Below are 13,127 nucleotides of genomic sequence, written 5' to 3'. Positions count from 1 at the left end.
CTCCTGCACCCATAAGTCATAGAGAAGGCCCTTTAATAAGGGCTTTTTTTATTATCTTTACCTACACCATATATCTATTTAAATAAAGGAAATAACATGTCTAATAAGCTAAATAATCCCATATGGGTAATGAGTTCAGCGTATGATAAACTATCTCTGGAAGAATTGATTCAGACGGCTGTGAAAGTAGGTGCTCAAGGCATTGATCTCTGTGTTTTCAGAAAAGACGGTACACGTGAAGATCATACAGCCACTCATTTGGAATATGATGAATTTACCCCGGAAAGTGCCAGTCGATTAATCGATCAGTTTAATGCCAACGGGTTGCAACTTTCACTCGGAGCTTTTGAAAACATGATAGGAGGAGATCCTGAACAACGGATAAAGAATCAAAATCACCTGCTTAAACTGATCCGTATCGCTTATCTTTTAGGAGGAGATACTAATAATGTAAAGGTTGGTACTTTCGTAGGTTACAATCATGAATTGGGTAATGAGATAGATGGATTTCAGAAAAATCTGGAGAAATATAAAGAAGTATTCGAACCTATTGTCAGGTATGCAGAATCTCTGGGTGTAACTATCCTCTACGAGAATTGCCCTATGGAGGGCTGGAGATCATCCAGATTCACGTCGACGTATAACAACCTACCCGCTACATTAGCGGCGCGTAAGCTTATGTATGCGATGATTCCGAGTAAAGCGCATGGAGAAATTTACGATCCTTCACATGATGTCTGGCAGAATACGGATCCTGTGGAAGTTATGAAGCTGACAGATATTAATCGCTTGCATCGTATTCATGTAAAGACAACCCGCAATTTGTCTACCAGAGCAAGAGTAGAATGGGGTGGTATGTACCCTATGCAGACTGTAGACGCATCTTTGGCGCAGGCTGCAGGTGTTGATGTGCCTCAGCATGACTGGGACAGGCATCATTATGAGGCGATGCTTCCGGGATTCGGAGGGTCAGATAGTATGGATTGGCGAGGATTTGTAGACACTTTACAGTCCAGAGGCTATAGTGGACCCTTTGAGATTGAAAATGAAGCTAAAAACTCTAAAGATACAGGTAATTTTGCGGCGACCAATCAGGGATTCACGACTTGTATTAATTTTCTTGCACCTATGCTATGGGATCTGGATGTTGAGCAAGGTTATACATACAGGAGTGAGAACAAGTTGAAGAATGTGCATGTAGAAGACATTCCTGTTGTGACTATAGATCAGCTATAGTCTGTAATAATTTGCATTCCAACTATACTTTAGGTGGAATGCAAATTAAATAACTGAATAAGTTCAGGAATATTCGTTACTCCCAATTTTTCAAATACCCGGCTTTTGTATGTACTTATTGTAGAAGCACTAAGTTTGAGTTCATTGGAAACTTCCAGGATACCCAGACCCTGAGTCAGATGTTTGGCTACATCCATCTCTCTGTTAGAGAGTTTTGCCAGTGGATTCGCTTTTTGAAGACTGGATTTGCTCTGCGTCAGTTTCTTCAGATAAAGATCTGTGACAACATCGGACATATACTTTCCTCTTGAAATAATGCATTGAATAGCATTGCCGAGTTCAGACATAGCGGTATTCTTATTTAAATAACCCACAGCGCCCGCTTCGATATAGCGCAGCGCATACAGTGATTCATCATAAGAAGAAAATACCAGTATTTTTAAGTCATTTTGTTTTGCCAATATTTCATGAATAACTTTAATGTTATTTCCGCCGGGCATATTGATGTCAAGCAAGAGCAGATCATAGCGGTTAGCGTCCAGTAATTTGGTAATCTCGCTGTAATCCTGCGCTTGTGTTATATTCGCATTTTCAATAACCCCTTTAATAATGACAGACGCTCCCAGTCTTACAATACTATGATCGTCAGCAATTAATATTTTTTTCATGAATAGATACTATTAATATTAAATATACTCAAGTTGGCTGTTCGTAGTGAAGTGAGATTTTGATAAATATAATAATTACAAATTACTACTTCGATCAAAAATATGAAAAATGCTTCATTTTTTAGTAAAATGCTTTTTTTTTGCCAAAACTATAATTTTAAGCATCATTTTTGTTATACTTATATGAATTATTAAACAGATGAAAAATGGGATTTATTAAAGAATTTAAAGAATTTGCAATGCGCGGAAGCGTTGTTGATTTAGCTGTCGGTGTTGTTATTGGTGGCGCCTTTGGTAAAATTGTGACATCGTTGGTCGATGATATCATTATGCCTCCGATTGGTTTTATTACAGGTGGGATTGATTTTTCGGACATGAAGTATGTACTTACTGCCGGAGATGAAGCTAATAAAATTAAAGAAGTTGCTATAAATTACGGTAACTTTATTAACATCGTCATTCAGTTTCTGATCGTAGCGTTCTGTATTTTCCTTGTGATAAAAGGTCTCAATTCATTGAAACGTAAGGATGAACCAGCTCCTGCAGCTGCTCCTGCTCCGACTAAAGAAGAAACACTGTTGACTGAAATTCGTGATATTCTGAAAAATAAGTAATATACATCTGTTACAAGCAGAGGAGTCTTTGTGCTCCCGGTATAAAAGATGCCGGGAGCACTTTTGTATAATAGGGTTAATAAAATATTGGAAATAAATTTTGTTTGTTTCATATATAAACGTTACTTTTGCATTCCTCTTTTAGAGTATAATACGAATTAAAAATATTAAATACATAGCATAAGCGCCATGAAAAGAACATTTCAGCCATCGCAAAGAAAAAGAAGAAATAAGCACGGGTTCAGAGAACGTATGAGCACAGCAAACGGAAGAAGAGTATTGGCTTCCCGTAGAGCAAAAGGTAGAAAACGCTTAACAGTATCTGACGAGTACCGTCACAAAGGATAATTAAACATTGCCGGTGGCAAGATAGACCGAGCTTTATAGCCGGCTTGTACGGGTCATCGAATATGAATAATAATACTTTTACAAAAGAAGAACGATTATGCAGTAAAAGGCTTATTGACAGCCTTTTTCTTAGTGGTTCTTCTTTTGTTTTATACCCTTTCCGGATTGTATTTTGTCAGGCTGCTGATATAGCGGTACCTGCACAGGTTATTATTTCGGTTTCCAAAAGGAGATATAAGAAAGCAGTAACCCGAAATCTGCTCAAACGGAGGATGAGGGAAGCTTACCGTACGCAAAAAAAAGAAATCCTTTATTCTTTTCTTGAAGATCATCACCTAAATTTGCTAATTGCTATACAATATGTGGGAAAGACAGAATTGTCTTTTGCGGAGATGAAAGTGAAATTAGCATTAGCTTTGAATAAACTGAAAAATGAAAGCAATCATCTTTATTTGGGAAAAGATCATTAAAGGGGCACTCAGATTTTTTTTTATTCTCCTTATCCGTTTTTATCAACTGTTTATATCCCCTTTATTGGGCGCAAACTGCCGCTATACACCTACTTGTTCGCAATATGGTATGGAGGCAATTAAAAAATACGGTCCTTTTAAAGGTGGCTGGCTGGCAATCAAACGAATTTTAAGATGTAATCCCTGGGGAGGCCATGGACATGATCCTGTTCCCTGATAACTTTGCACAATGAATAAAAACTATATTTTGCAGATAGAGACAGCGACTCCGGCCTGTTCGGTAGCAGTCAGCCTTGATGGTGATGTTATAACAACTGTTGGAGCCGAAGAAAATAATATTCATGCTACCCACCTTACTGTTTTCATTGAAAAAGCTCTACAGGATGCAGGTATTTCAGTTCGGGATCTGGCGACAATAGCTGTCAGTATGGGACCCGGCTCATATACAGGCTTACGAATTGGTGTTTCAGCAGCAAAAGGTTTATGTTATGCATTGGATATTCCTCTTATAGCAATTGACACCTTGTCTGCTATGTTCTGTGGATTTTCGAAAAGGATCATACAAGAAAATGAAAAAGTACTGCTATGCCCTATGATAGATGCCAGAAGAATGGAGGTTTATTCGGCCCTGTATGATAAGCAGGGGCACCAGGTAGTACCTGTTGGCGCGAATATAATAGATCAGGATTTTTTTCATGCATATGAAGAGGAGGGGTATCAACTCCATCTGTTCGGCTCCGGAGCGCCTAAATTTAACACGCTATTTGAAGCCAATCCATTGATTCATGTATATGATGATTTTTCCAATTCAGCCGCTCATATGACCGTTCAGGCCTTCGAAAAGCTGAACAGTCAGTCTTTTGAAGATGTGGCTTATTTTGAGCCGTATTATCTTAAAGACTTTATAGCGACTACGCCTAAAAAAAAATAATTACATCCATCTTTTCCGCTTGAACCAAATATAGATTACTGCTGCTACAAAGGCCATCATGCCTAAGGATAACGGATATCCGTAATACCACTCCAGCTCAGGCATATTTTTAAAGTTCATTCCGTATATTCCTGCAATAAACGTCAGTGGCATAAAGAATACCGAGATGATGGTCAGCGTGCGCATAATCTCATTCGTATGGTTAGATTCAATATTGAAGTATACAGACAGCAACTGGCTGGTGTTTTCGGAAAGATTGCGGTATAGCGTCGAATTACGAAGATATAAGTCCCGCAGATCCTGTGTGTAGATGTTTTTATATTCAGGCATATGAAAGTAATCTACAATATCTTTACATATGGCGAGAATATTGCGGATCACATCGATCTGTCTTTTGAGATAGTAAAGGCGTTTTAAGAAAAGCTTGCGTTTACTGTGTAAAAAAACGATCCCTTCGTAATCATCGAGCCGCTCGGAAAGCCCGTTCATAGCCAGATTTTCAAATGTCTTCAAGGATTCAGAGGTAATAAAATTCATCAATGCTTTTGTACTGGCAAATTTTTTACCTTTACGGTCTGCTTTCTTAATATTATTGAGGTATTCTACTTCATTGCGATGGACAGTAATTACAAACTTTTCATTAAAGAAAATAGAAACACGGTCCGTGATGTCGGTCATGCTGTCTGAGTTTTCGTCAAATGAATTAGCAACGGATCTGATGATTAGAAAATGATAAGTATCAAACTCCTCAATTTTAGGGAGGTGTCCGATTTCCAGGCAGTCTTTTATAGATGCTTCATTAAGATTATAACGGGGGGCGAGATCTTTAAAATCTTCTCTGCTTGGATTTGAAATGTCGATCCATACAAAGGGTATGCAGTCATCTTCTATTAAAACTTCTATCATTGTGGCTGTATTGTTAGTACAATATAATCAGCACAGGCTAAAATTACAAATTTCAGTTATCAAAAAAGGTCAGCAAATTTGCTGACCATTATACCTAGTTTATTAATAATCCTGTTCCTTATTTTTTTGTCGCCTTGTATTCTTTGTTTAGGGCTTCTACAACTTCTTTGGTGATTTCCAGCTTAGAATCAGCGTACAATACTGTTGGATTTGATTTCGAATAGGTCAATACCAGTGTATAACCATTTTCGGTAGCATGTTTTTTCAGATATTCTGTTATTGTTTTGTATACATTGTTGAACTCTGTAGCTTCATCTTGTTGGATAGAAGCAGAAGCATTCTGATCCAAACGACCTAATTCGTCTTGTTTACGAGCCAGTTTTTCTTCTGTAGCCTGACGGTCTGAAGCACTCATGCTCGCAGCTTTTTGCTGGTATTCAGCTACCTCACGTTGGAAAGCCTGACTTTTGGACTGAAGATCTGTTTGCGCTTTCTTCACTTTCGCTTCCATTTTCAACTTAATATCCTTGAAATACTCGTATTTCTCCGAAAGCGTATCCGAATTGATATAAACAATTTTCTCAGATACAGATGATGAATTGGTTTTTGCACCAGTTGAATCCCCCGAACCTGTCGGCTTAGATGCGTTTTGATTACATGAAATAGCAGCTGTCGCGATTATAACACCTAGTGTTGCTTTCGAAAAAGTTGTAATAAATTTATTCATTCGTTTTGTGGTTGTCATATTTTAAAGTAACAAACCTACTATAAAAAATTTAAAATCCGTTTCTCTTTACAAATAAATCTATTTAACAAATCTTTTAAAATGCTTATTATCAGTGTGCTTAAATGAATCTTGTGAGCTCGGAATATACTTGTTTTTGTGGCTTATTTTTCGTATTTTTGAATGTAAAACTTAATCATAGCACAATTCTTTACATGAGCGAAGAAAAGAAAAATACATCTACATATTCAGCCGATAATATTCAGGTATTAGAAGGTTTAGAAGCAGTTCGTAAACGTCCATCCATGTATATCGGTGATACAGGGGTAAAGGGCTTACACCATTTGGTTTATGAGGTAGTAGACAATTCTATAGATGAGGCTGTAGCCGGATATTGTAACGATATTTTGGTCACCATTCATGAAGGTAATTCAATCTCTGTACAGGACAACGGACGTGGTATTCCTACAGGTATCAACAAGAAAGAGAACAAGTCTGCTTTGGAGTTGGTCATGACAGTACTGCATGCCGGTGGTAAATTTGATAAGGACACTTACAAAGTTTCCGGTGGTCTGCATGGTGTCGGGGTATCCTGTGTGAATGCGCTTTCTACCTTATTGATCGCAGAAGTACACCGTGATGGTCAGATATTCAAACAGGAATACGAAAAGGGAAAACCTAAATATGATGTAAAGGCAATAGGAGAGAGTGAGAGAACAGGTACAACTGTTACTTTCTTTCCTGATCCGGAAATTTTCACGATGACTACCGTATATAATTACGATACCTTATCTAATCGTCTTCGTGAGCTGGCTTTCCTGAATAAAGGAATTCGTCTGACTATTGTTGATGAAAGAGAAATCCTAGATGACGGATCTTTTAGAAAAGATGTTTTTTTCTCGGAAGGGGGCTTACAGGAATTTGTTAAATTCTTAGACGGTAACCGCCAGTCTTTGATCTCTAATCCAATATACGTAGAAGGGATAAAGCAGGGTGTTCCGGTAGAGCTTGCACTGCAGTATAACGATACTTATTCGGAAAACGTTCATTCTTATGTGAATAATATTAATACAATTGAGGGTGGATCACACGTTGCAGGTTTCCGTCGCGGACTGACCCGTACTTTGAAAAAATATGCTGAAGATTCCGGATTGTTAAAAAATCTGAAAGTAGAGATTGCCGGAGATGACTTCCGTGAAGGACTCACAGCTGTTATTTCTGTTAAAGTGGCTGAACCACAATTTGAAGGACAGACTAAAACCAAGTTAGGTAACAATGAGGTGATGGGAGCTGTGGATGTTGCTGTAGGGGAAATTTTAAGTACTTATCTGGAAGAGAATCCACGTGAAGCCAAGATGATTGTTCAGAAAGTCGTAATTGCGGCTCAGGCGCGTGCTGCTGCACGTAAAGCGCGTGAAATGGTTCAGCGTAAAACAGTAATGGGTGGCTCCGGACTTCCAGGCAAATTAGCGGATTGCTCTGACAATGATCCGCATAAATGTGAGATCTTCTTTGTCGAGGGGGATTCTGCAGGTGGAACAGCCAAGCAGGGACGGGATCGTAAATTTCAGGCCATTATGCCGTTAAGAGGTAAAATTCTGAACGTAGAAAAGGCTATGGAACATAAAATATACGAAAATGAAGAAATCAAGAATATGTTTACTGCATTAGGTGTCAGTGTAGGAACTGCAGATGATGCAAAAGCATTAAACCTTGAAAAACTTCGTTACCATAAAATTGTGATAATGACGGATGCCGATGTGGATGGAAGTCATATTGCTACATTGATTCTGACCTTCTACTTCAGATACATGAAGGAGTTGATAGAAAACGGATATGTCTATATAGCCACGCCGCCGTTATATCTGGTGAAAAAAGGTAAGGAATCTGAATACGCTTGGACAGAGGAACAGCGCTTGCAAGCAATTCAGCGTCTTAAAGGTGCAGGTAAAGAAGATAGTGTGCATGTGCAGCGCTATAAAGGTCTCGGAGAGATGAATGCGGAACAGCTATGGGATACCACTATGAATCCGGAACATCGTACGCTTCGTCAGGTGACCATTGATAATGCTGCTGAGTGTGATCGTATTTTCTCTATGTTGATGGGTGATGAAGTAGCTCCACGTCGTGAATTTATTGAGAAGAACGCACGTTATGCAAAAATTGATGCTTAATCTTTAAGAAATCATATAAAGTTTAAAAGCCTGTTGAAATATCAACAGGCTTTTTTTTACATTTTATTTTCTTTTAAAAATAAAATGTTTAACTTAAGGTAATTTTAAGCAAAAACATAAATTATGAAGTTAAGGAAATTAATATTCTTGATGTTAATTTCTCTTGAAGCAGTATCTCAACCATTCAATGCTGCCCCTTTTCAGGGAATTGGAAATACTGGTATTGCCTTAGGGGGGATTTACAGTCTGACGAGTAATCCTGCCGGTCTGGTGGAAATTGATGAGCTCCATGTTGCAATTGCTTATCAAAGATATCTTCTCATACAGGATATACAGACGCAGGCGGCTTATTTTGCTATTCCTGTAAAACAATTAGGAGCTCTGGGTATCTCTGTTCACAGTTACGGGATTCCAGCGTTGAGCTCTTTTTTAAGAGCAAATATTTCTTATGCACGCAACTTTGCAGATATACTCTCTACTTCAGTTTCTGTAAATTATCATCGTAAAGCTGTGGATAAATATGGGGGAGAACAGGCTATGTCATATGATCTGGGTTTGCAGTACAAATGTAATCCATCGCTTACCGCTGGGTTTATATTTAAGAATATTACAAATACAGTCATAAATCAAGCTGCAGCCGATCGTATAGTTCAGGAAATAGGAGCAGGGACTAACTACCGGATATCCTCGGGGCTTATGGTTAACACTGATGTGGTTTCTGATCTGCAGAATCGCTGGTTTATAAGGAGTGGTCTGGAATATCGGCTGGATCACCGTCTTAAGATCAGAGGAGGAGTCTCTTCTAATCCAATAGAATATTTTGCAGGAATAGGATTTGTGCTTTCAAAGATAAGGATTGATTTATCATCATCATTTCATCCCTATCTGGGCACCTCTCCTCAATTAGCCTTGGCCTATGGTTTATGATCCTATCCGGATAGTAATAACAGGATTATTGCTATCTCTCAGTTTTTGTGTTGCTGCACAGGAAAAATTAGAACAGCTGGAAGAAGAACTTATTGAGCAATTAAATGAGGCGACCGATGATTTTGCAGACATCAGTGAATATACAGAACGACTGCGGTATTTTCTTCGTAATCCTATCGATCTCAATAAGACAGACGGGCGGGATTTGTCTGAGTTATTGTTTCTGACCCCAGTTCAGATTGCTAATCTGTTAGATCATAGAATGCGATCCGGACGTATGTTATCGGTACTGGAACTGCAAGGGATAGAAGGATTTGACGAAATAACTATTGAGCGTCTTTTACCGTTTGTGAAAGTGGGGGACGCTCCTGTATTCGAGAGTTTTACCTTAAATAAATTATGGAATACATCCTCACATGAATATATGGTGCGTTTCGGAAGAGGATTGCAACAGGCAAGAGGTTATCAGATAACAGATACTTCGAGGTCCAGGTATCTGGGTAATCAGGACCGTTATATGGTACGCTACAGATTGAATTATAAGGATGCTGTCAGACTTTCAATAAATATGGAGAAAGATGCTGGTGAGCCTTTATTTAAATATGCACAGGCATACGGATTTGACTTTTATTCGGGTAGTCTTTCTGTCAAAGTAAACAATAGATTGAAAGAAGTTATTATGGGTGACTATTCTCTTCAATTTGGGCAGGGTCTGGTGGTCTGGAATGGTCTCGCATTCGGGAAAGGTTCCTGGGTGAGCAGTGTAGCCCGTCAAGGCATTGGCCTGAAACCTTATACTTCTTTTAATGAGACTAATTTCTTTAGAGGTTTAGCTGGGACGATAGCGATGGGACGGTTACAGATCACACCATTTATGTCGTTAAAGAAACGAAGCGGACATGTTTTGGAAACAGATTCAGGAAGAATCATTTTATCTCTTTCTAATTCGGGACTACATCGTACACCAACAGAACAAAGGCAGCGCCACTCCATTGATGAATATGTCTATGGAGGCAATGTAAATTATAGAATTGACCGGCTTTATGTGGGGATAAATCTTATGCAGACAAACTATAGCGGTTATATAAATCCGGCAGAACTACTGCGGAACCGCTTTGCATTTCGCGGTCAGGCGCTAACCAATATTAGCGGATATTACCAATACACATTCAAAAATACCTACGTTTTTGGTGAAATAGCCAAAAGTGCAGGAGGTGGAACGGCGGTTCTGAATGGAATGGTGAGTAGTCTTCATCCAAAATTTTCGTTAGTGCTGTTACAAAGAAATTATCAGAAGAATTACCATCAATTCTTTGCACAGGGAATAGGAGAGGGTGGAACTGTCAATAATGAGAGCGGGTTGTATGCAGGTGCAGTCTACCATCCTTCCCGTAAAATAGAATGGGTCGGTTATGCAGATGTATTTAGGTTTCCATGGTTAAGATTTCGGGCAGATGCTCCTACAAAAGGATATGAAGTGTTTTCTCAATTTACTTACCAATGGTATAAAAAAGGTCGGCTGGCACTCCGATTCCGTCATCGGTTCAGAGAAGAGAACTCCTCAGACTTCGGGATTGCGGAGCAGATACTTGCTGAGCTAAAAAGATATCAGTTGAGGTGCGATTTCGAATATAAGCTGACAAATCAGTGGATGATCAGAAGCAGAACGGAAGTTGTAAGATATACTAAAGAATTTGATGCTCCTCAGAAAGGGTGGCTGGGTGCTCAGGATATCTTCTGGTCTTCTGTTAACAAACGTATAAGTGCTAACCTGCGAATAGCCTATTTTAATACCGATGGGTTTAATTCCCGCATTTACACTTACGAAAATGATGTGTTATACAGTTCTTCTTTCCCTTCCTATTTTGATAAGGGTTATCGTACCTATGCAAACGGGAGGTGGAGAGTTCGCAAAAATATAGATCTGTGGGTTAAATATGCTGTCACCTTGTATCCCGATAAGGATGTAATCGGATCTGGCCTGGAGCAGATCGCCGGAAATCGCAAATCTGATATTAAAATACAAGGAAGAATTCAATTTTAAAGTAATGCCAAAGCCTGATCCTAAACATATACCCTTTGTGAGACTGTTACTGATATTTCTGGTGGGTATTAGTTTGGGATTTGCTGTGGAAAATATGACGTTCTCTGTTTTTTATCTGGAAGTGATACTGATATTCTTGCTCCTGACAACCATCTTAAGTTTTGTTTTTCGGAGTTTCCACCGCTTAAGATATATGTATATGTGGGGACTATATATTCTGATCTGTCTGTTTGGATTATGGAAAACGGTTAAAGAAAACCCTCGTCATAAGCCCGATCATTTTTCGGCTTATGGAGATCAGCAACTTGTTGGCATTATTGCTGATGAAATCATAACTAAGAATCAGATTGTCCGCTTTCCTGTTCGCATTATAGCTGGAGTAAATGATTCAGGATCAGAAAAGAGATCCGGAAATCTGCTTGTAACGATGAAGAGAGAGGAATCAACTGAAAGATTGCAATATGGTGATAAGTTGATTTTGCATGCTGCTATAAAAGATGTATCTCCTCCTTTCAATCCCCGAGAGTTCGATTATCAATCTTACCTTTCTCATCAGAATATATGGCAACATACATTCCTGAATCCTGCACAGTATTATGTTTTGGGGCATCATGAAGGAAATCCGGTTTTGAGATTTGCTCTTGAGATGCGCAGAAAGATTGTAAAGCGATTCAGGCAGTATATTGGGGATGATATAGCATTTCAGGTTGCTACAGCTATTATTTTAGGTTACCGGTCAGAAATGGATAAGGAGACTATAACAGCCTTTAGTAACACTGGTACTATTCATGTATTGAGTGTCTCCGGAATGCATGTGGGGTTGGTATTCTGGATTTTATCTTTTCTGTTAAAAGGACTCGCTCGATGGAAAGCTGGTCGAAGCATTCAACATGTTATTTTATTGGCTTTTATATGGATGTATGTCGTGCTGACCGGACTTTCTCCCTCAGCTTTGCGTGCAGGACTGATGATTTCCTTTTTTGTGGTCTCCAACATGTTGGGAAAGGATCTCAAAACGTATAATACTATTGCTTCTTCAGCATTTTTTATGCTGCTTACAAATACTAAAATATTGGCCGATCTGGGATTTCAGCTTTCCTACCTTGCTGTTTTAGGTATTGTGACGGTATTGCCTTTATTGAATAAACTGTATCTGCCGAAAGGGAAATATCTTAAAATTTTTATGGAATATATGTATATCTCTATAGCTGCACAGTTATTCACCCTACCACTTGTTTTTTATTATTTCGGACAATTCCCAAACTATTTTCTGATTGCAAATCTGTTTATTGCTTTACCCTCTACCTGTATGATGTATGTAGGGTTAGTATTGGCTTTTTTTCCTTTGGATTTACTCAGTCAGTTCATGGGGAAAATGCTCGAATGGCTTATTCAGTTTATGTGGGAGGGGCTTCGTATACTGGATTGCCTTCCTGGATCATTAATTCAGGGGGTGGTGTTTTCCATCGATCAGGTCATCCTGCTTTTTTTAGCTTGTTTTTTCTTATCCATAGCTTTTCATTACCGAATAAAAGTTGCTTTTAAAATCGGAATCCTCTGTGTTTTTATAGTTCAGTGTTTGTTATTTATTGATCATATAAAGATGAAAAACTATGCAGGAATCCGGATTTATAATGTGAAAAAACATCTTGCTATTGCACATATTCGTAAAGGAAAAGTCGTGTTGTTCACTAATATGGACTCCTTGCAGCATCCTGTGATTGTGTATAGTATACTGCCGGATCTGTTAAGATATACACATCAGGATGAAATTGATTTTGAACAAGTTTCTGATGATAATACCCGGCGGAATCTGCAACTCAGTACTTCTGGTATATCCATCACGGTCCTGGAGAAATATATAACAGCGGATAAGGTTTTGCCAAGCCAGATCCTGGTCCTGAGAAAAAATAACCGAAGTAATCTGAAAGAAATTATCCCGGTAATGAGACCCAGTATGGTCATTATTGACGGGTCTAATATAGATCGCAGAATTAAAGATTATAAAGCGGAACTGGATATTTTGAAAGTTCCTTATTATTGCTTGAAGGATAATTTTGCTTATGTTTGGGTTGGAGATTAGCT

Annotated in this window: 13 protein-coding genes; 10 read left to right on the top strand and 3 right to left on the bottom strand. The window is 38.6% G+C overall.

From position 1 onward, the window contains the following. Positions 1-96: 96 nt before the first annotated feature. On the top strand, positions 97-1,236 hold the full coding sequence (locus HMPREF0766_RS21635) for a sugar phosphate isomerase/epimerase family protein (protein WP_003002288.1): 1,140 nt from the start codon (positions 97-99) through the stop codon (positions 1,234-1,236). A gap of 29 nt (positions 1,237-1,265) precedes the next feature. On the opposite strand, the gene HMPREF0766_RS21630 is transcribed toward HMPREF0766_RS21635, so the two are convergent. Continuing rightward, positions 1,266-1,904, bottom strand: a complete 639-nt coding sequence (locus HMPREF0766_RS21630; protein WP_003002287.1) for a response regulator — start codon at positions 1,902-1,904, stop codon at positions 1,266-1,268. A 206-nt stretch (positions 1,905-2,110) separates the two neighbouring features. Between HMPREF0766_RS21630 and mscL the strand changes: the two genes are divergently transcribed. The 5 genes from mscL (at position 2,111) to tsaB (ending at position 4,267) form a co-directional block, all read left to right on the top strand. Further along, positions 2,111-2,518, top strand: a complete 408-nt coding sequence (gene mscL, locus HMPREF0766_RS21625) for a large-conductance mechanosensitive channel protein MscL (protein WP_003002286.1) — start codon at positions 2,111-2,113, stop codon at positions 2,516-2,518. Positions 2,519-2,707: 189 nt separating this feature from the next. Continuing rightward, positions 2,708-2,866, top strand: coding sequence for a 50S ribosomal protein L34 (gene rpmH / locus HMPREF0766_RS22215; RefSeq protein ID WP_003002285.1), 159 nt, complete (start codon positions 2,708-2,710; stop codon positions 2,864-2,866). Positions 2,867-2,928: 62 nt separating this feature from the next. Next, positions 2,929-3,336: a ribonuclease P protein component gene (locus HMPREF0766_RS21620; RefSeq protein WP_003002284.1), complete on the top strand. Its 408-nt coding sequence runs from the start codon at positions 2,929-2,931 to the stop codon at positions 3,334-3,336. Beyond that, the gene (yidD, locus tag HMPREF0766_RS21615; RefSeq protein ID WP_003002283.1) at positions 3,299-3,553 is read left to right on the top strand and encodes a membrane protein insertion efficiency factor YidD; all 255 of its coding nucleotides are present in this window, start codon (positions 3,299-3,301) and stop codon (positions 3,551-3,553) included. Before HMPREF0766_RS21620 ends, yidD begins: the two co-directional genes overlap by 38 nt. Before the next feature lie 12 nt (positions 3,554-3,565). After that, on the top strand, positions 3,566-4,267 hold the full coding sequence (tsaB, locus tag HMPREF0766_RS21610) for a tRNA (adenosine(37)-N6)-threonylcarbamoyltransferase complex dimerization subunit type 1 TsaB (RefSeq protein WP_003002282.1): 702 nt from the start codon (positions 3,566-3,568) through the stop codon (positions 4,265-4,267). Here tsaB and HMPREF0766_RS21605 read toward each other — a convergent pair whose 3' ends face one another. After that, positions 4,268-5,173 (bottom strand): magnesium transporter CorA family protein, encoded by a 906-nt coding sequence (locus HMPREF0766_RS21605; RefSeq protein WP_003002281.1) that lies wholly within the window; start codon positions 5,171-5,173, stop codon positions 4,268-4,270. Between the two features lie 118 nt (positions 5,174-5,291). Then, positions 5,292-5,918 (bottom strand): OmpH/Skp family outer membrane protein, encoded by a 627-nt coding sequence (locus HMPREF0766_RS21600; RefSeq protein ID WP_003002280.1) that lies wholly within the window; start codon positions 5,916-5,918, stop codon positions 5,292-5,294. Positions 5,919-6,112: 194 nt separating this feature from the next. Between HMPREF0766_RS21600 and gyrB the strand changes: the two genes are divergently transcribed. The 4 genes from gyrB (at position 6,113) to HMPREF0766_RS21580 (ending at position 13,125) form a co-directional block, all read left to right on the top strand. Beyond that, positions 6,113-8,071: a DNA topoisomerase (ATP-hydrolyzing) subunit B gene (gene gyrB / locus HMPREF0766_RS21595; RefSeq protein ID WP_003002279.1), complete on the top strand. Its 1,959-nt coding sequence runs from the start codon at positions 6,113-6,115 to the stop codon at positions 8,069-8,071. A 123-nt stretch (positions 8,072-8,194) separates the two neighbouring features. After that, positions 8,195-8,998 carry a hypothetical protein gene (locus HMPREF0766_RS21590; protein ID WP_003002278.1) on the top strand — a complete coding sequence of 268 codons (804 nt, stop codon included), beginning with the start codon at positions 8,195-8,197 and terminating at the stop codon, positions 8,996-8,998. Then, positions 8,988-11,042 carry a ComEA family DNA-binding protein gene (locus HMPREF0766_RS21585; protein WP_003002276.1) on the top strand — a complete coding sequence of 685 codons (2,055 nt, stop codon included), beginning with the start codon at positions 8,988-8,990 and terminating at the stop codon, positions 11,040-11,042. The genes HMPREF0766_RS21590 and HMPREF0766_RS21585 overlap by 11 nt, the downstream gene beginning before the upstream one ends. Before the next feature lie 37 nt (positions 11,043-11,079). Continuing rightward, a complete protein-coding gene (locus tag HMPREF0766_RS21580; RefSeq protein ID WP_236590415.1) occupies positions 11,080-13,125 on the top strand; it encodes a ComEC/Rec2 family competence protein in 2,046 nt (681 codons plus the stop codon). The last annotated feature ends 2 nt before the right edge of the window (positions 13,126-13,127 follow it).

It is taken from the genome of Sphingobacterium spiritivorum ATCC 33861, assembly GCF_000143765.1.
GTDB lineage: Bacteria > Bacteroidota > Bacteroidia > Sphingobacteriales > Sphingobacteriaceae > Sphingobacterium > Sphingobacterium spiritivorum.
This window is presented reverse-complemented; position numbering and strand designations above follow the sequence as displayed.